Here is an 18115-nt window from a genome sequence, read left to right as displayed (position 1 = left end):
CCAGAAGGGACCAGCATGACCACGCAGATCGTGATCCTCGCAGCGGGGATGGGCAGCCGGCTCGGCCGCAGCCTGCCGAAGCCGCTGACCGAACTGAGCGACGGCCGCACCATCATGCAGCAGCAGTTCGACAACATCCGCGCCGCGTTCGGCTCGAGCGCACGCGTGACGATCGTCGTCGGCTACAAGTCGGAGTACATCGTCGAGGCCTTCCCCGAGGCGAACTTCGTCTACAACGAGTCCTACGACTCCACGAACACCTCGAAGAGCCTGCTCCGTGCGCTGAAGGCGACCGGCAAGGGCGGCGTCCTCTGGATGAACGGTGACGTCGTGTTCGACCCGCGGGCACTCGTCCGTGCGGCGGACATGATGGACCAGGACCGCTCCTTCGTCAGCGTCAACACCGAGAAGGTCTCCGACGAGGAGGTCAAGTACACGGTGGGCGCCGAGGGCTTCATCGACAAGCTGTCGAAGCGCGTCGTCGGTGGTCTCGGCGAGGCCGTGGGCATCAACTACGTCTCGTCCCACGACAAGCAGGCGCTCATCCGCCAGCTCGGTCGCGTCGACGACCAGGAGTACTTCGAGGGTGGCATCGAGGCAGCCATCGCCGAGGACGGGCTACGCTGGTCGCCCGTCGACATCTCCGACCTGTACGCGGTCGAGATCGACTTCGCCGAGGACCTCGAGCGCGCGAACAACCTGTTCGCCTGACCAGACCGGATCCCCTCGGCAGTTCCGCCCGGAGGGAAACCGTGACCACAGCGAGTGCGCCGACCGCGCCCACGACCGCAGCTCCGGCAGCGTCGAGGGGCGCGGTTCGTCGTTACCGCCACGCCCTGTGGCTCCTGACCGTCCGCGACCTGCGTGTCCGGTACTCGACGTCCGCACTCGGCTACGTCTGGTCGATCCTCGACCCGCTCGTGATGTCGGCCATCTACTGGTTCGTCTTCACGCAGGTGTTCCACCGCGGGTCGGTGGGTGAGGAACCGTACATCGTCTTCCTCCTCTCGGCGCTCCTGCCGTGGATGTGGTTCACGGGATCGGTGTCGGACTCGACGCGGGCGTTCATCAAGGAGTCGAAGCTCATCCGCTCGACGACGATCCCCCGCAGCATCTGGGTGGCCCGCGTCGTCGCATCGAAGGGCATCGAGTTCCTGCTGAGCCTGCCGGTGCTGGCCGTGTTCGTCCTGGCCACCGGGGCCCGCGTGCACTGGGAGGTCCTGCTCTACCCACTGGCCATCGTGCTGCAGTGCGGGCTCGTCTACGGGCTCGGGCTCATCGTCGCGCCGCTGGTCGTGTTCTTCCGCGACCTGGAGCGTGCGGTCAAGCTCGTGCTGCGGTTCCTGTTCTACGCATCGCCGATCATCTACGGCACGCAGGCACTCCCCCGCACCCTGCACGACGTCGCCGCACTGAACCCGCTCAGCGGGATCTTCGGGATCTACCGGTCGGCCTTCTTCCCCGGCCAGCTGGACTGGTTCGAGGTGCTCGTCTCCGTCGTCGTCACCGTGGTGGTCCTCGGCATCGGGCTCGTCGTCTTCCGGCGCAGCGAACACCGCGTCCTCAAGGAGCTCTGATGACCGCAACGGACAGCAGCACCCGAACGAGCACGACCGCGCCCGTCATCTCGGTGCGCGACGCCGGCATCCGGTTCAAGCGCAACCGCCGGGCGAGCCGGAACTTCAAGGACCTGTTCGCCGGGCGATCGCGTCGCAAGCGGGCCGACGAGTTCTGGGCGCTGCGGAACGTCTCGTTCGACGTGCGCCCCGGCGAGGCGATCGGGGTCGTCGGCCGCAACGGCCAGGGCAAGTCGACCCTCCTCAAGCTCGTCGCGCAGGTGATGCTCCCCGACGAGGGACGCGTGCAGGTCCGCGCCGGTGTGGCCCCGCTCATCGAGATCACGGGCGGCTTCGTCGGGGACCTCTCGGTGCGCGACAACGTCTACCTCACGGCGGGCCTGCACGGGATGACGCGGGCCGAGATCCGCGACGCCTTCGACGAGATCATCGAGTTCGCCGAGATCGGCGACTTCGTGGACACCCCGTACAAGCACCTGTCGAGCGGCATGAAGGTGCGGATCGCCTTCGCGGTGATCTCCCGGCTCGACGAGCCCGTCATCCTGGTGGACGAGGTGCTCGCGGTCGGCGACAAGGCGTTCCGCGAGAAGTGCTACAAGCGCATCGAGGAGCTGCTCGCCGGCGGACGGACGCTCTTCTTCGTCTCGCACAGCGACAAGGACCTCCGGCGGTTCTGCGACCGCGGCCTGTACCTCGACAAGGGTCGTCTGCAGCTCGACGACACCATCGAGGCCGCCCTCGCCCGCTACGCATCCGACTACGGGAACTGACCCGTCGTTCCTCCACAGGGGCTGGTGGTGGAGGGCTGTGCACAGGGTGGGTCCTCGACGGGTCTCGGCGTCGGGCGGACGTCGGTGGGGGTTCCTAGCGTCGGGGACATGCAGCACCCGAGTACCGCCTACGCAGTCCCGTTCACGGTCGACCGCTCGCACGCGCCACGGCGCTACGAGCTGGTCAACACCGGCTCCGAGCCGGTCCACGCCCTGTCGCTGACGCACCTCGGCAACGGCTACGCGCCCCCGCTCGCGGTCAACCGGCTCGACCCCGGCCGCAGCCTCACGCTCGCCGTGTTCGGCGCCGATCCCGAGGACACCGGGGTCGTCGTGGTCCGGTGGCGTCGGCCCGACCGCTCCGAGTACCTGTGGCGGATGTCCCTGGTCGGTGGCCGCCGTGCTGCGTGACCGGGTGGGCCGTGTGGCGTCAGCGCTCGCCGCGCTCCGCCGCCACCTCGTGCCACCGCGCCACCAGTCGGTCGATCGCAGCGTGCAGCCGCGCGGTGGCAGCGCCCGGGGTGGTGTCCCCGAAGTAGCGGTCGACCCAGTGTCGGAGCTTCGCGAGCTCGGCGTCGTCGTGGGCCGCGGCATCCACCCGTGCGACGACGTCCACGGCGTCGGCGGCGGTCAACCAGTTCGCGTCGGCCAGGTACCCACGCTCGTCGACGTCGGCCTCGCCGGCCACCGGCCGCGTGACGATCAGCGGCTTGCCCACGGCGAGCCGGTCGTAGATCATCGCGCTGATGTCGGTGATGGCGACGTCGGCGTCGGCGAGCTGCCAGCCGAGCTCCGGACCGTCGTCGTGCACGTGCTGCGCGGACGGGTCCGCGGCGTTGGCCGCGGCGATCGCGGCGACGATGCGCTCGTGTGCTGCCCGGTAGGCCGGGTCGAGCACCCCGCGGCGCGGGTGGGGACGGTAGACGAGTCGGTGACGCGGCGAGGCGAGCAGGCGTTCGGCGAGGGTGACGCCGTGGGATGCGATCGACCCGTAGGCCGCAGCCGGGCGGTCCCCCTCCCAGGTCGGCGCGTACAGGACGACGATGCGGTCGTCCTCCGGGTAGGGAACCGCTCCGGCGAAGTGGTCGGCCTGGGGCCGTCCGATCGCGATCGTGCGCGCGTCGAGGTCGTAGTCCCACAGCGCGTCGGAGAGCCGGTCGCGGGCTGCGTCGCCGGCGATGAGCGCGTAGTCGTAGGCCTTGAACTGGTTCGTGGTCATGTACATCTTGTCGCTCTCGCCGTGGTTGACGAAGACGTGCCACATGCGCCCGTACCGCATCATCTGGAAGTTGCGGGCGTTCTGGTTGACGTACAGCACGATCTTCGGCGCCTGCTCGTCGACGAACCGCTCGAGGTCGACGACCTGGCGGGCGTAGACCACGGGCACCGGTGCCTCGTCGAGCAGCGCGAGCATGGTGCCCGGGTTCCGGGAGACGATCGCGACGGGGTGCTCGGCCGCGAGTTCGGCGAGCGGGGCGTACCACTGCCGTATCTGGTACATGTTCACCGGCGCGTCCGCGAAGTACACCGCCACCTCGACCGAACCGGGGGCGAGCGGCGGGTGCCCGGGGAGACGTCGGGCCAGGTCACGGCGACTCTGCCTCGAGCGCAGCAGACGTCGGGCCAGCCGCACGGCGGTCTGGGCGTCGCGGATGATCGGCATCGGGGGCACCTCCGGGTGCGAGCGGGACGGACGGAACGAGCGGAACGAGCAGGACTGACGGAACGAGTGGGACCAGCGGGCCAGACGGAACGGACGGAACGAGCAGAACGGACAGTACGAACGGAACAGACGGAACGAGTGGGACGGACCGAGCAACGTGACCACCGGGGCGGACACCGACCCGGCCGTGCCGGCTCAGACGACCGGCGGCCTCCCCGCCAGTGTCATGCGTCCGACCGTCAGCCACCCCATCCTGCGCGCAGGACCGCAGTCGTGGGCCCAGCCCTCGCGCACACCGGCGAACCACGTGCGCAGACGAGCCGGGTGACGCCACCACCGAGCGACCTGGATCGCTGCCCAGGACGCCACGTACACGGGCTGCAGCAGCCGGGGCAGGTTCCGCCGTGCCAGCCAGACCCGGTTCCGGGCGTTCAGCCGGTAGTACTCGGCGTGCCGCGCCGGGTCGATCGCCGGGTGGTGCGCCACGAGCTCCCCCGCGTACCAGGCCCGCCGTCCGGCGTCCCACACACGCCAGGCGAGCTCGATGCCCTCGTGGGCGTAGAAGTACTCGGCTCCCCAGCCGCCGACGGCGCGGTAGACGTCCATCGGCAGGACGACGGCCCCCTCCCACACCGAGAACACCGGCGACGACGCAGCCGGGTCGCCCTTCCGGATCCGCGGCACCCAGCGACGGGGGTTCGCTGCGCCGGCCGGGTCCACGACCCGGGGCTGCACGAGGCCGAGCGACGGGTCCCGCTCGAACAGCGCGACGGCGTCCCGCAGGAAGGTCTCGGACGGCACGGACGCGTCGTCGTCCAGGAAGAACACGTGGTCGCCGTCGACGACCTCCGCGCCGGCGTTGCGACCGGCTGGGATCCCGAGGTTCTCGGGCAGCGCGAGTGCCCGGACTCCCTCGGGCAGACCTGTCGGCTCCCACCCGTTGCCGACGCACACCACGTCGAGGTCGACGTCGCGCTGGGCGAGCACGCTCTCGATGCCGCGGCGGAGGTCGTCGGGCCGAGTGCCCTGCGTCAGGACGACGACCGCGATCCGTGGCCGCTCCCGATGGGATACGGCGTGCCGGCGGAGGGTACTGCCGCTCACGCGCGGACCCGCTTCGACGCCATGATCGCCAGGAAGTGCCCTGCGGTGGCGAGCACGGCGAGCGGGAGCAGCGCGCCGACGAGCACGCGGTCGACCAGCGGGTGGCCCACCACGATGCCGACGACGGCGAAGACGAACGCCAGCATGGAGAGCTCGACCGAGTGGTACAGGCGGTGGAACGGCAGGAACCGCGCCGCGCGACGCAGGGTCGCAAGCCGTCGGCCGGACGGCACCGTCCCGGCGTCCCGACGGTCGACGAGCTTCTCGAGCCCGGCGTTCGCCCGCGCGACGTGCACCATGTCGTTGAGCGCCTTGTTCAGCACGATGACGAGCCCGAGTGCGCAGCCGATCGTCGTCCACATCCACTCGCCCCCGTGCACCGGGAGGGTGGCTGCGCGGACGCCGAGCGCGATCGGGATGAGCCCCTCGGTCGTGTAGTGCCCGACCTTGTCGAGGAACACGCCGGCGGGCGAGCGGGTGCCGCGCCACCGGGCGACCTCGCCGTCGGAGCAGTCGACGAGCATCTGCAGCTGGCCGAGGACGAGCGCGAGCGCCGCACCCCAGATCCCCGGGATGAGCAGTGCCGCGGCGACGCTCCAACCGACGAGGATCATGAGCCCGGTGACCTGGTTCGCGCTGACGCGGGTCTTCAGCAGCACCCACGTCAGGTACGGCGAGACGTCCCGCAGGTAGAGCGACGCGGTCCAGTGCTCGGCGTTCGCGCGCGACCGGACCTCGTCCGGCTGTGCGACGGCGCGGAGTTCCGCGATGGAGCCGGGGCGTGCGTCGCCGCGGCCAGTGGTGTCGTGGGTCACGTGCTGGTCACCGTCCCGTATGGGTGGTCAGTTCTGAAGTCCGGGTCAGGAACCCGATGATGAAGCCGACACCCCAGCCGACGTGGATGCAGGGCAGCACCACGAGGAGCCAGAGGAGCGTGCGCAGGCCCGACCGCCGTGCGACCACGACCGAGCCGAGGAGGACGAACACGAGGTACGCCGCCGGCACGACGAACCCGACCATCGCCCAGGCGACCGGCGAACCGAGCGCGGCGCCGACGACGCCGACGATCCCCGCGACGAGCCCGAGCGCCATCGCGACGACCATCGCGGGCGGCGCGAAGTACCGGAGCCCGTTGTTCGCCGGGAACCGCCGGGCGAGCTCGCCACGCCACAGACCGGTCGCGACGAACTGCCGCACGAGTCGACGCAGGCTCGGGCGGGGGCGGTACGTGACGACGAGCTCCGGCGTGAACCACACGGTCCCGCCGGTCTGTCGCAGGCGCCGGTTGAGCTCCCAGTCCTGGCCGCGCTTGATGCCCTCGTCGAAGAGCCCGACCTCGAACAGGCGCTCGCGGCGGAACACCCCGAGGTACGCGGTCTCCGCCGGTCCGGCCTTGCCGCCGACGTGGTGCGGCGTCCCCCCGAGGCCCACCCGGCTGCCGTACGCGTGCGCGACGGCCCGCTCGAAGGGCGTGCGCCCCTCGGCACGCATGATGCCGCCGACGTTGTCCGCACCCGACTCGAGCAGGACCCGCACCGCGACCCGCGTGTAGTCGACGGGCAGCACGGAGTGGGCGTCGACGCGGATGACCACGGGGTGCACGGAGGCGCGGATGGCGACGTTGAGGCCGGCCGGCGTCGAGCCGACCGGGTTGTCGATCGCCCGGATGCGCGGGTCGGCCGCACTCATCTCGGCGACGAGCTCGTTCGTCCCGTCGATCGACGGCCCGAGGGCGAGGAGCACCTCGAACGGCCCGTCGTAGTCCTGCGCCAGCAGACTCCCGACGGCCGCGCGGACCTCGGTCACCTCGTTCAGCACCGGCATCACGTAGGAGACCCCCGGCAGGGGCTGTCCGTGAGTGTGCATGCGTACCTCGAGGTCGGGGCGGTGCGCGGAGCGCACCGCGGTCGGCGCCGCCCCGCAGAGCGACCCCGAGCCTATCAAGGGCGAGCGACGCCCCCTGCGTCACGCGCGTGGGAGGCACGGACGGACGGGAGGCGCGGTGCCAGCTGGCACCGCGCCTCCCGTCCGTCCCGTCCTGCGTCAGCCCTTGTATGTGCCGAGCGTGACGTCCGTCTGCTTCGTCTCGCCGTTGCGGATGTAGGTGATCGTCGTCTTCGCGCCACCCGCGAAGAACCGGACCTGCGCCGTCAGGTCGGTCGCGTCGGAGACGGTCGCCGACCCGATCTTCGTGACGACGTCGCCCTTCTGCAGGCCGGCTCCGGCCGCTGCTCCGCCGGACGACACCGACTTGATCAGCGCACCCATCTGGCGGGCGCTGGTGTCCTCGGCGGCGTCGCCGACGGTGGCGCCGAGCAGCCCGTGCGTCGCGGAGCCGTTCTCACGGATCTCCTGCGCCACGCGCTGGACCAGGTTCGACGGGATCGAGAAGCCGACGCCGATGCTGCCGGACTGTCCCTCGGACGAGGACGAGCTGCCGGCGCTCGCGATCGCGACGTTGATGCCGATGAGCTTGCCCTTGGAGTCGAGCAGCGCACCGCCCGAGTTGCCGGGGTTGATCGACGCGTCGGTCTGGATGACCGGCAGCGACACCGTCGTGTTCGACGAGGAGCTGCTGCCGTTGTCGCCGTTGCCCCAGAAGTCGAACGGGCCGCCGTTGCCGTTGCCGCCCTCGTTCGAGTCGCCGCCCTTGCTGGGGGCGCTCGAGGTGACCTGGATGCTGCGGTTGAGCGTCGAGACGATGCCGTCGGTGACGGTGTTCGACAGACCGAGCGGGGCCCCGATCGCGACCGCGGTGTCCCCCACGTTGAGCTCGGAGGAGTCCGCGAAGGTGATCGGCTTCATGTCGGTCGCGTCGATCTTGATGACGGCGAGGTCGACGGTCGGGTCGGTGCCGACGAGCTTCGCCGGGTAGATCTTGCCGTCCGACGTCGTCACCGTGATGGTGCCGTTGCTGCTGTCGCCGTCGAGCGTCACGACGTGGGTGTTCGTGACGATGTAGCCGTCCTTGCTGAACACGACGCCCGAGCCGGTGCCGCCCTCGGAGCCCGAGGACACGTTGATCGTGACGACCGAGGGCGTGGCCTGCGCCGCGACCGCGGTGACGACCGTGGCGTTGTTGTAGTCGTTGACGGTGAGGTTGCCGCCGTTCTGCGACGCGCTGGAACCGATCACGGTCCCGCCGCCGTTCTGGGCGGAGCCCGCTGCCCACCCGGCGCCGCCGCCGACGAGGCCGGCGAGCACGAGTCCGGCGACCACGGGCAGCACGAGCTTGCTGCGGCCGTCACGGCGCTTGGTCGCGGCACCGGAGCCCGCGGCGGCACCGGCGGTCGTGCCGCTGAAGTAGTGGCCGTTGCGGTCGTTCGAGCCGTCGACGTCGCCGAAGGCGCTCGTGGCCGAGGTGGGGGCCTGCGCGGAGCCGGGGTACGACGCCGCCGACTGCGGGGCGCCGTGGGCGGAGCCAGCCGCTGCGTACTCGCCGTAGCGGGGCTGCTGCTGGGCCTGGCCGTACTGGCCGGTCTGGCCCTGGCCGTACTGGCTCTGCCCGTACTGACCCTGCTGGCCGTACTGGCTCTGCTGGCCGTACTGGGTCTGGCCGTACTGCTCCTGCTGCCCGTACTGGCCCTGGCCGTACTGGCTCTGTCCGTACTGGTCCTGCCCCGCCTGACCCTGCTGGGTCTGGCCGTACCGGCCGTTCTGGTCGTCGCCGTACTGGCTCGTCTGGCCGTACTCGCTCGTCTGGCCGTACTGGCTGGTCTGGCCGTACTGGCTGGTCTGGCCGTACTGGCTCGTCTGGCCGTACTGGCTGGTCTGGTCGCCCTGGCCCTGCTGGGCCGTCCGGTCGTACGGCGTCGTGTGCTGGCCGTAGCCGCCCGACGCACCGGAGTCGCCGACGCCGGGGTACGGCGCCGTGTACTGCGCGGTCGGGTGGTCCGCGGGCGTCGGGATCACGTCGGTCTCGTCCGCACGACCGTGGCTGACGACGTCGGTGCGGTCGGCGTCGAGGGCATCACCCGTGCGGGCGCCCTCGTACCGGCTGTCGTCGGGCTGTGCGGAGTCGCGCTGCGTCGTCGTGTCCTCGCCGGAGGTTCCCTGCGTGGCGTCCTCGGCAGCGGCCGGGCGGGTGGTGTCCTCGGGACGGTCGTCGTCGCCGCGGCCGTTTGGCGTGGTGTCGCTCATGCTGACGTGCTCCTTTCAAGCTCGTGCAGTCTTCCGGACCCACCTGAGCGGTGCTCCTGCTGGCGCTGCGAGCCCCCTATGGCGATCTTATGCGTGGGCTGTGGACGAACGCCGGGGGTTGTCCGAGGTCCGTTAGCGTGAGGGCGTCGACCGCGGCGGCCCGTCGGGCAGCGGGGACACGAGCGCGACGGAGGCGACCGCATGGACCGGACCGGACCCTGGCTGCGCGCGGCGGAGGGCGCGATGCTGCTCGGACCCGACGGCGTCCCCGCGCCGACCGTCTTCGCCGAGATGAGCGCCCTCGCAGCGGCGACCGGCGCGATCAACCTCGGGCAGGGCTTCCCGGACGAGGACGGTCCCCGTGCGGTCCTCGACGCCGCCGTCGACGCCATCCGCCGAGGCATGAACCAGTACCCGCCGGGGCGCGGTACCCCGGACCTCCGCCAGGCCGTCGCCGAGCACCAGGAGCGGTGGTACGGGCTCGAGGTCGACCCCGACCGGCAGGTGCTCGTCACCGCCGGTGCGACCGAGGCACTCGCCGCGACGCTCCTCGCGTTCGTCGAGCCCGGCGACGAGGTCGTCACCTTCGAGCCCTTCTACGACGCGTACGGCGCGCTCATCCGACTCGCCGGCGGCACGCACGTCACCGTTCCGCTGACCGCACCGGACTTCCTGCCCGACGAGACCGCCCTCCGCGCCGCGTTCTCCGACCGCACCCGTGCGGTGCTCGTGAACACGCCGCACAACCCGACCGGGCGCGTGCTCCCCCGCGAGGTCCTGCAGACCGTGGTCGACCTCGCGACCCGGCACGACGCGGTCGTCATCACGGACGAGGTGTACGAGCACCTGACCTTCCGGGTCCCGCACCTGCCGATCGCGACGCTGCCCGGAGCAGCCGAGCGCACGGTGTCGATCTCGAGTGCGGGCAAGACGTTCAACACCACCGGGTGGAAGATCGGGTGGTTGACGGCACCGGCCGACCTCGTCGAGGCGATCGTCTCGGTCAAGCAGTACCTGACCTTCGTCAACGGCGCCCCGTTCCAACCCGCGGTCGCGACGGGGCTCCGGCTGCCCGACGCGGTCTTCGCCGGCATCGCCGCCGAGCTCGCCGCGAAGCATCAGCTGCTCGCCGGCGGCCTGCGCGCGGCCGGATTCGAGGTGCTCGAGCCCGACGGCGGGTACTTCGTCCTCGCCGACGCCGCACCGCTCGGGTTCACCGATGCCCGCGAGCTGTGTCTGCGCCTACCCGAGCTCGCCGGGGTCGTCGGCGTGCCGGTGTCCGCGTTCGTCCGGCCGGACCACGCAGCGGGGTACCGGTCCCTCGTCCGGTTCGCCTTCTGCAAGCGCCGCAGTGTGCTCGACGAGGCCGTCGCCCGGCTCGGGGCCCTCGCCGCCGCCCGCTGAACAGGCAGCGGCCTACGCCCTGCGGCCTGCGGGCAGTCGGCAACGGGCAGCCGACAGCCGCCCGCGTTCAACAGCCAGCGGCCTACGGCCTGAGGTCAGTCAGCAGCGGGCAGCGGGCAGCGGCCAGCGGGCGTCAGCAGGCGGCCCTCAACCCCGCGGCACCACGTCGTAGCGGCGGAGTCCGAGTGACGGGTTGACGGCCCGCACGGACGCCGTCGTGGCGGTGTCGACGGTCGCCACGAGCACCCCCGGCACGGCGCCGGCGGCCGCCACCGCGACCCCGGACGGGTCGAGCACCACCGAGCCGCCGATACCGACGGGAGGCGTCTGCCCGACACCGACGACCCAGACGGTGTTCTCGACTGCGCGGGCGGTGAGCAGTGTGCGCCAGTGGTGCTCCTTGCCCGGGCCGCGCACCCACTCGGCGGGCACGAGGACGACGTCCGCAGCGCCGGACTCCTCGGCGGCCAGGCGGCGCGTGACCTCGGGGAAGCGCAGGTCGTAGCAGGTCTCGAGGCCGACCCGCACGCCTGCGATCGTGAAGACGGGCAGCTGGTCGGTGTCCCCGGCCTCGATCCGGTCCGACTCCCGCGAGCCGAACGCGTCGTACAGGTGCACCTTCCGGTAGACCGCGGCGACCGACCCGTCCGGCAGCACGGCGACGAGCGTGTTCCGGAACCGCCGGGCCACCGCGAGCCCGTTCACGTCCGCGAGCCCGGTCGCGTCCGTGTCCGCGTCGGCCTCGGTGCCCCCGACCCGGATCGGGTCGTCGGCAGAACCGACGGCCTCTGCCACACCGACCACGAGCGCGATGCCCGTCGTCCGGGCGATCTCCCGCAGGCCGGACATGAACGGCCCGTCGAGCGGCTCCGCGCTCGCCGCGAACCGGTCGTCGATCTCCGCCGTGAAGTACGACGTGTACTCGGGCGTGACCAGCAGGTCCGCGCCGCGGGCAGCGGCGTCCTCGGCGGCGGTACGGACGGTCGCGAGGTTCGCTACCGGGTCGTCGACCGGGGCGAACTGCGCGGCGGCGATCGTCAGGGTTGCCATCCGCCGAGCGTAGCGACCCCCACCGATGCCGAACCCGAACCCGAACCGCAGCCCCAACCCGAACCCGAACCGCAGGCCAAACCCGAACCCGACCCCGAACCCGAGTCGCAGTCCGAACCCGAACCCGAACCCGAACCCGAGCCGCAGCCCGAACCAGAGCCAGAGCCAACCGGGTCCCGACACGACCGAGTCCGACCGGACCGGAGAACGACGAAGGCCCCGGTCCGACTGGACCGGGGCCTTCGTGTGACGCTTGGTTGCGGGGGCAGGATTTGAACCTACGACCTCTGGGTTATGAGCCCAGCGAGCTACCGAACTGCTCCACCCCGCGGCACGTTGAACAGCCTACACAGGCCCGTGGCGGGGCACAAATCGTGTGCCCCGCCACGGCGTGTCACCCGGCGTTCTCGGCTGCGGTGGCCGCTTCGATCGCGGTCTGCAGGCGCTGGTCGGCCTCCGCCGCGGCGACGAGATCGTTGCGCGCGTACGCCTCCTGCCGGTCCTGGAGCGCCGCCTTCGCGTCCGCCAGTGCCTGCTGCAGCGTGGAGTTGCCCGAGGTGCCGGACCCACCGGTCGCACCCGAGCCCCCGGTCGCGCCGGACCCGGCACCGGTGTCCCCGCCGGTGCTGCCGCTGTCGCCGCCCTGGTCGGAGCCGGTGTCCGTGGAGCCGGTGTCGGACGACCCCGAACCGGCTGCGCCCTGGTCGCCGGCGGCCGCACCCGAGTTGCCACCGAACAGGCTGTTCAGGGCCTCGTCGAGGGTGTCCTCGAACGCGATCTTGTCGCCGAAGGCCACGAGCACCTTCTGCAGCAGCGGGTACGAGCCGCTCGACGTCGACTGCACGTACACGGGCTGCACGTACAGGAAGCCGCCACCGACCGGGAGCGTGAGCAGGTTGCCCTGCTTCACGGTCGAGTTGCCCCGCTTCAGGATGTTCAGCTCCTGCGACACCGTGGTGTCACCGTTGAACAGGCTCTGCACCTGCGCCGGACCCGGGATGTTGTCGGTCTTCGGCATCGTCAGGAGCGTGAGCTTGCCGTAGTTGGCACCCTTCTCGCCCTTGCCCGCACCACCCGCGTCGGAGTCCACCGCCAGGTACCCGGTCAGCACGTTGCGGTTGTTCGACCCCGCCGACTGCTGCGGGATGTAGGTCGTGTACAGCGAGTAGGCCGTGTCCTGCCCGGGCACCTTCATCGTCAGGTAGTACGGGTCCTGCAGGTTGCCCCGCGAGGCGGTCGTCTGCGTGCCCAGCGCGTTGGTGGTCGTCTGCTGCGTGTCCGCCGTGTCGTTCTCGGTCGTCCCCGAGGTGGTCTCCTGCGGGGTGTTCCACGCGTCGTCGCCCGAGTAGAACGAGTTCGCGTTCGTGACGTGGTACGTGCCGAGGATCGACCGCTGCACCTTGAACAGGTCGGTCGGGTACCGCACGTGGTCGAGCAGCTCGGCGCTCATCTGCGACACCGGCTCCATCGACGTCGGGAAGATCTTCTGCCACGTCTTGAGCACCGGGTCGGAGGTGTCCCACGCGTAGAGCGTCACCTTGCCCGTGTACGCGTCGACGGTGGCCTTCACCGAGTTCCGGATGTAGTTCACCTGGTCGGTCCGGAACGCGGACGACTCGGTGCCGTTGATGCTGTCGGACAGGCTCTGGCTCTGCGAGTACGGGTAGGCGTCGCTCGTGGTGTACCCGTCGACGACCCACTGGATGCGGTGGTCCACGATCGCCGGGTAGGCGTCGCTGTCGAGCGTCAGGTACGGGGCGACCTTCTGCACGCGCTGGATCGGGTCACGGTCGTACAGGATCTGCGAGTCCTTGTTCACCGCGTTCGACAGCAGGATCTGCTCCGACTGGAACTTCGCCGCGTAGACCAGGCGGTTGAAGAAGTTCCCGAGGCTCGGGCCACCCTCGCCGCTGTACGTCGTCGTGGCGTTGCCGCCGTTGTCGTCGTCGGACCCGGACGGGTAGTCGAGCTCGACGTTCTTCGAGCCCTTCGGGCCACCGACGATCGAGTACGGCGGCGAGGTCTCGCCGAAGTACACGCGCTCCTGGTAGTCCCCGAGCGCGCCGTTCGAGGGGATGCCCGACTCGAGGAAGACCGGCTTGCCGTCGCTCGCGCGCTGGTTGCCGTAGGCCGCGGTGACGCCGAAGCCGTGCGTGTAGACGAACGTGCGGTTGTACTGCGTGTTCGCCTGCGCGCTGAGGCCGTCGAGGTCGATGTCGCGCACCGCGATCACGGTGTCCTCGGTCTGGCCCTTGACGTCGTAGCGGTCGACGTCCAGCTCCTTCGGGAACTGGTAGTACTGCCGGTACTGCTGCAGCTGGCTGAACGTGTCGGACACGATCTTCGGGTCGATCAGGCGGATGTTCGCCGTGGTCTGGGCGTCCTGCGCGAGGGCGCCGGAGCTCGCCTCGGTCGTGGCGTCGTAGTTCTGCTCCTGCACGTCGGAGACGTCGTAGGCATCGCGTGTCGCCTTGATGTTCCGCTCGATGTACGCCGACTCGAAGGTCCGCTCGGAGGGCTTCACCTGCAGTCGCTGGACGACCCAGGGGTAGATGCCGCCGATGACGATCGCGGCGACGAGGAGCAGACCGGTGCCGACGACGGAGATCCGCCAGCGACCGATGACCGCGGTGACGATGAACAGGACCGCGACGATCGCCGCGATGCCGGCCATGATCTCGCGACCGGGGATCACCGCGTTGACGTCGGTGTACTGCGCACCCGTGATGAGCGGGTTGTCCTTCGTCAGCGCCGCGTACTGGTCGAGCCACAGGCTCACGGCCTGCAGCGCGACGTAGACCGCCGCGGTGACGGCGAGCTGGATGCGCGCAGCGCGGGAGATCCGGACCTCGCGGCCACCGAAGCGGAGCGCACCGTAGAGGTAGCTGGCGGCGAGCGCCGCGATGCCCGCGATGAGCACGACCGCGGACGAGTACGCGACGACGGAGCGCCAGAACGGCAACTCGAACACGTAGAAGCCGATGTCCAGCCCGAACTGCGGGTCGGTCTTGCCGAACGGCGTCCGGTTGAAGTACTCGAGGACCATGCTCCACCGGCCCGCGGTCGAGAGCCCGGCGAAGACGCCGAGGACCGCCGGGACGCCGATCATCACGGCACGGCGCAGCGGTTCGATGACCTGCTGGTAGCGGTCGAGCTGCGAGTTGAGCTTCGCGTAGACCGGCCGGAACCGGAAGGCCAGCGCGATGCTCACGTACACCGGGATCGCCATGCCGAGGAACCCGGCGACGAACATGGACGTCCCCGCGATCCAGCGCGTGGTGAGGACCTGCTGGAAGCCGAGCTGCGCGAACCACGCGTAGTCGGTGTACAGGCTGGCGAAGATGAAGAAGCCGATCACCAGTGCGGCCAGCACGATGATCGTGACCACGATCGGGACCCGCGGCGATCGCCGCCCCGAGGGAGAAGGGCCCGAGGTGGACGAGGTTGTCGTCACTTGATGTGCTCCAGACGTGTCGGACCGGCGGGCCCGGCGCGGCGGGCCGTCAGTGCGTCGATCCTATTGGTCCCTGCCGACAGTGAAACTGTGCGGGGACTCAGGAACGTGCACCGCGCCTCCCGTCCGGTTCCGGTGACGGCCTGGAGGCGCGACCCGGCCCGCCGGGGCCGGCCACGTCGCCGACGTGGTCGGCTGCGACCCCCGCGGTCGCGTCAGGATCCGCAGCGCGCGAGTCCGGCGGTGCTCTTCCCGGCGGCGATCGTCTGCAGGTCGGTGACGGCCTGGTCGAGCGTCGCGACCTTGTACACGTCCAGCCCGTCGGGGACGTGGCCGACGACCTCGCCGCAGTTGTCGGCCGGCGCGAGGAAGACCGTCGCTCCAGCCGCCTTCGCGCCGTACAGCTTCTGTCGGATGCCGCCGATCGGACCGACCTGCCCGTCGGCGGTGATCGTGCCGGTGCCCGCGACGTGCTTGCCGCCGTTGAGCTCGCCGGGTGTGATCTCGTCGATGATCCCGAGCGCGAACATCATGCCGGCGGACGGCCCACCGACGTCCTGCAGCGCGATCTCCACCTCGAACGGGAAGTCGTACCGCTCGGTCACGCCGACCCCCAGGAGCGCGGTGCCCTGCTCTTCGCGCGGGGTGACCCGCAGCTGCTCCGAGGTGCCGTCGCGGTCCACGGTGACCGTGGCCGGCGAGGACGTGCCGTGCTCGGCGACGGCCTTTCGCAGGCTGCCGGCGTCGACGTTCGTCGTGAGCTGCGTGCCGTCGAAGGCGGTGATCACGTCGCCCTTGCGGATGACGCCGTCCGCTGCCGAGCCCTCCTGCACGGAACCGACCTCGAGCTTCGTCGGGAGGTCGTACCCCTGGTGGACGAGGGCGGCGGCCACCGCGGACTGCTGGGACGACTGCATGTCCGCGGCGTCCTGTTCGTTCACCTGCTGGGTCGTGGTGCCCTCGGGGTAGATGGCGCTCGCGGGGATGACGGCCTCGGAGCGCGAGAACAGCGCCCGGATGACGCTCGTCCAGGACGGCCGGTTCGTGGCGTCGCCCTGGATGCCCACGGTGAGCATGTCGAGTGCACCCGCAGTGTCGTAGGTCTTCGTGCCCCTGATCTGGATGAGTTCGACGTCCTTCGCGTCCTTGCCCGTGCCCTGCCGCTGCGTCCCGATGGTGTTGTAGACCGGCCCGGGGACCTCGATCAGGTACGGGCTCGGCAGGAAGCTCGCCAGGAGCCCGAGCACCACGGCACCGATCACGAAGGCCCAGCCGACCGTGCGGGAACGGGAGCGGCGACGGGGGGCCGGGGCGAAGAGGGTCACGGACGTCCTTCCAGGGGCGGTGCGCGCGTCCGGGGCGGTGGGCCGCCACCGGGGGCGGGACCGGCGCTCGAGCGCGGGGCTGTTCGCCCTCGGCGCAGCGCTCCGGGCGTCCCCACGGGGGCGTCCCAGGCGCGGTCCCGTGAGCAGCGATTAGCGTAGTCGGCATGCCTGATCAACCGCAGCCGGGGCCGGACGACGACTTCCAGGAGATGCTGCGCAAGCTGCTCTCCGGAGAGGGCCAGATCGACCCGTCGCAGCTCGCCGGCGCGGCCGGGCTCCCGAACGACCCCGCATTCGTCGCGAACCTGATGAGCCAGCTGCAGCGCGCGGCGCAGTCGGGCGGTGACGGCATCGACTTCTCGGTCGCGGCCGAACGCGCGACCGCGATCGCCCGCGACGGTGGGCACGCCGTCGACCCGGCCACCGCGCACGCGACCGACCAGGCGTTCCAGGTCGCCGCGCTGTGGCTCGACGAGGCCACCACCGTGCCCGAACTCACGGCCACGCCGAGCACCTTCACGCGTGAGCAGTGGGCGAAGGCGACGACGCCGGTGTGGGCGCAGATCGCCGAACCGGTCGCACTGAGCATCTCGAACGCGCTGACCGAGGCGATCGAGCAGCGGGCGCCCGAGGAGCTCAAGGCGATGCTCGGCGACGTCTCGAAGGCGATGCGCGGCGTCGGCGGTGCACTGTTCGCGATCCAGCTCGGACAGGTCGTCGGGCAGTTGTCGAAGGAGGTCGTCTCCGGCGGCGACGTCGGTGTGCCGCTCCTCGACGAGCAGGTCGCCGCGCTGGTGCCGCAGAACGTCGCCGAGTTCGCGGAGGGCCTCGACGTCCCCGAGGACGAGGTCCGCATCTACCTGGCGGTCCGTGAGCTCGCCCACGCGCGGCTGTTCCGCTCCGCACGCTGGCTGCGGCTGCACATCATCTCGTCGATCACGGACTACGCGCGGGGCATCCACATCCCGTTCGACCGGGTCGAGGAGCTCGCGTCGGAGATCGACCCGACGAACCAGGAGCAGCTGCGGGACGCCCTCGCGTCCGGCGCGCTCATCCCGCCGCGGACCGCGGAACAGGAGGCCGCCCTCGGACGCCTCGAGACGATGCTCGCGCTCGTCGAGGGCTGGGTCGACACCGTGACCGCCGCCGCCACCGTGCGCCTGCCGAAGTCCGACGCCATCGCCGAGATGGTCCGCCGTCGCCGTGCCGCCGGCGGGCCCGCCGAGTCCGCGTTCGCGACACTGGTCGGGCTCGAGCTGCGCCCCCGTCGCCTCCGCGAGGCCGCGGCGCTGTGGCAGCGCGTGACCGACGAGCTCGGCGCCGAGGACCGCGACGCCCTCTGGGCACACTTCGACGCCGTCCCGACCTCGGAGGACGTCGACGACCCGGAGGCGTTCGTGCTCCGGCTCCGCAACCCCGGGCACTCGGCCGAGGACGACGCGTTCGACAAGGCACTCGCCGACCTGCTCGCCGACTCCACGGGCGACCGACCGCACGAGGACGAGCAGGGCGGCGTCGAGGACCCGGACGGCCCCTCGACCCCCGGGGACCCCGACTCCTCCCGCTGAGTTCTCCACAGATCCGGACCCGCCGCCCCACCCGGGCGGCGGGTCCGGCAGCGTGGGGGC

General features: G+C 71.0%; 14 protein-coding genes and 1 tRNA gene. 6 read left to right on the top strand and 9 right to left on the bottom strand.

Going from position 1 to position 18115, the window contains the following annotated elements; translation table 11 throughout:
* Positions 1-15 precede the first annotated feature (15 nt).
* The 4 genes from QOL15_RS04890 to QOL15_RS04875 all read left to right on the top strand — a co-directional run bounded on the left by QOL15_RS04890 (position 16) and on the right by QOL15_RS04875 (position 2758).
* Complete coding sequence (locus tag QOL15_RS04890) at positions 16-711, top strand: NTP transferase domain-containing protein (RefSeq protein ID WP_071249630.1); 696 nt, start codon at positions 16-18, stop codon at positions 709-711.
* A 41-nt stretch (positions 712-752) separates the two neighbouring features.
* Positions 753-1577, top strand: a complete 825-nt coding sequence (locus tag QOL15_RS04885; protein WP_083229982.1) for an ABC transporter permease — start codon at positions 753-755, stop codon at positions 1575-1577.
* Entirely contained in the window at positions 1577-2347 is a 771-nt protein-coding gene (locus tag QOL15_RS04880) for an ABC transporter ATP-binding protein (protein ID WP_065959611.1), read from the top strand. The genes QOL15_RS04885 and QOL15_RS04880 overlap by 1 nt, the downstream gene beginning before the upstream one ends.
* 108 nt (positions 2348-2455) lie before the next feature.
* A complete protein-coding gene (locus tag QOL15_RS04875; protein WP_071249627.1) occupies positions 2456-2758 on the top strand; it encodes a hypothetical protein in 303 nt (100 codons plus the stop codon).
* 19 nt (positions 2759-2777) lie between these two features.
* Here QOL15_RS04875 and QOL15_RS04870 read toward each other — a convergent pair whose 3' ends face one another.
* The 5 genes from QOL15_RS04870 to QOL15_RS04850 all read right to left on the bottom strand — a co-directional run bounded on the left by QOL15_RS04870 (position 2778) and on the right by QOL15_RS04850 (position 9254).
* Positions 2778-4010: a CDP-glycerol glycerophosphotransferase family protein gene (locus QOL15_RS04870; RefSeq protein ID WP_065959749.1), complete on the bottom strand. Its 1233-nt coding sequence runs from the start codon at positions 4008-4010 to the stop codon at positions 2778-2780.
* Positions 4011-4205: 195 nt separating this feature from the next.
* Complete coding sequence (locus QOL15_RS04865; protein WP_071249625.1) at positions 4206-5114, bottom strand: glycosyltransferase family 2 protein; 909 nt, start codon at positions 5112-5114, stop codon at positions 4206-4208.
* The gene (locus QOL15_RS04860) at positions 5111-5929 is read right to left on the bottom strand and encodes a CDP-alcohol phosphatidyltransferase family protein (RefSeq protein ID WP_065959616.1); all 819 of its coding nucleotides are present in this window, start codon (positions 5927-5929) and stop codon (positions 5111-5113) included. Before QOL15_RS04860 ends, QOL15_RS04865 begins: the two co-directional genes overlap by 4 nt.
* Positions 5930-5936: 7 nt before the next feature.
* Positions 5937-6980, bottom strand: coding sequence for a glycosyltransferase family 2 protein (locus QOL15_RS04855; RefSeq protein WP_071249685.1), 1044 nt, complete (start codon positions 6978-6980; stop codon positions 5937-5939).
* 177 nt (positions 6981-7157) lie between these two features.
* Positions 7158-9254, bottom strand: a complete 2097-nt coding sequence (locus QOL15_RS04850; protein WP_139197626.1) for a S1C family serine protease — start codon at positions 9252-9254, stop codon at positions 7158-7160.
* Positions 9255-9455: 201 nt separating this feature from the next.
* Here QOL15_RS04850 and QOL15_RS04845 point away from each other — a divergent pair, with 201 nt between their 5' ends.
* A complete protein-coding gene (locus QOL15_RS04845; protein ID WP_071249623.1) occupies positions 9456-10658 on the top strand; it encodes an aminotransferase class I/II-fold pyridoxal phosphate-dependent enzyme in 1203 nt (400 codons plus the stop codon).
* A 147-nt stretch (positions 10659-10805) separates the two neighbouring features.
* Here the strand turns inward: QOL15_RS04845 and QOL15_RS04840 are convergent, their stop codons facing one another.
* The 4 genes from QOL15_RS04840 to QOL15_RS04825 form a co-directional block, all read right to left on the bottom strand.
* Entirely contained in the window at positions 10806-11891 is a 1086-nt protein-coding gene (locus QOL15_RS04840) for a nitrilase-related carbon-nitrogen hydrolase (RefSeq protein ID WP_083394168.1), read from the bottom strand.
* A 71-nt stretch (positions 11892-11962) separates the two neighbouring features.
* Positions 11963-12039 (bottom strand) — tRNA-Met (locus QOL15_RS04835).
* A 63-nt stretch (positions 12040-12102) separates the two neighbouring features.
* Positions 12103-15096: a UPF0182 family protein gene (locus tag QOL15_RS04830; RefSeq protein ID WP_175473892.1), complete on the bottom strand. Its 2994-nt coding sequence runs from the start codon at positions 15094-15096 to the stop codon at positions 12103-12105.
* 281 nt (positions 15097-15377) lie between these two features.
* A complete protein-coding gene (locus QOL15_RS04825) occupies positions 15378-16487 on the bottom strand; it encodes a PDZ domain-containing protein (protein ID WP_065959624.1) in 1110 nt (369 codons plus the stop codon).
* A gap of 164 nt (positions 16488-16651) precedes the next feature.
* Here QOL15_RS04825 and QOL15_RS04820 point away from each other — a divergent pair, with 164 nt between their 5' ends.
* Positions 16652-18055 (top strand): zinc-dependent metalloprotease, encoded by a 1404-nt coding sequence (locus tag QOL15_RS04820; RefSeq protein ID WP_065959625.1) that lies wholly within the window; start codon positions 16652-16654, stop codon positions 18053-18055.
* Positions 18056-18115: the final 60 nt, after the last annotated feature.

The organism is Curtobacterium sp. MCBA15_012, assembly GCF_001864935.2.
Lineage (GTDB): Bacteria > Actinomycetota > Actinomycetes > Actinomycetales > Microbacteriaceae > Curtobacterium.
The sequence above is the reverse complement of the archived record's forward strand: the minus strand, read 5'-3'. Positions and strand labels throughout refer to the sequence as shown.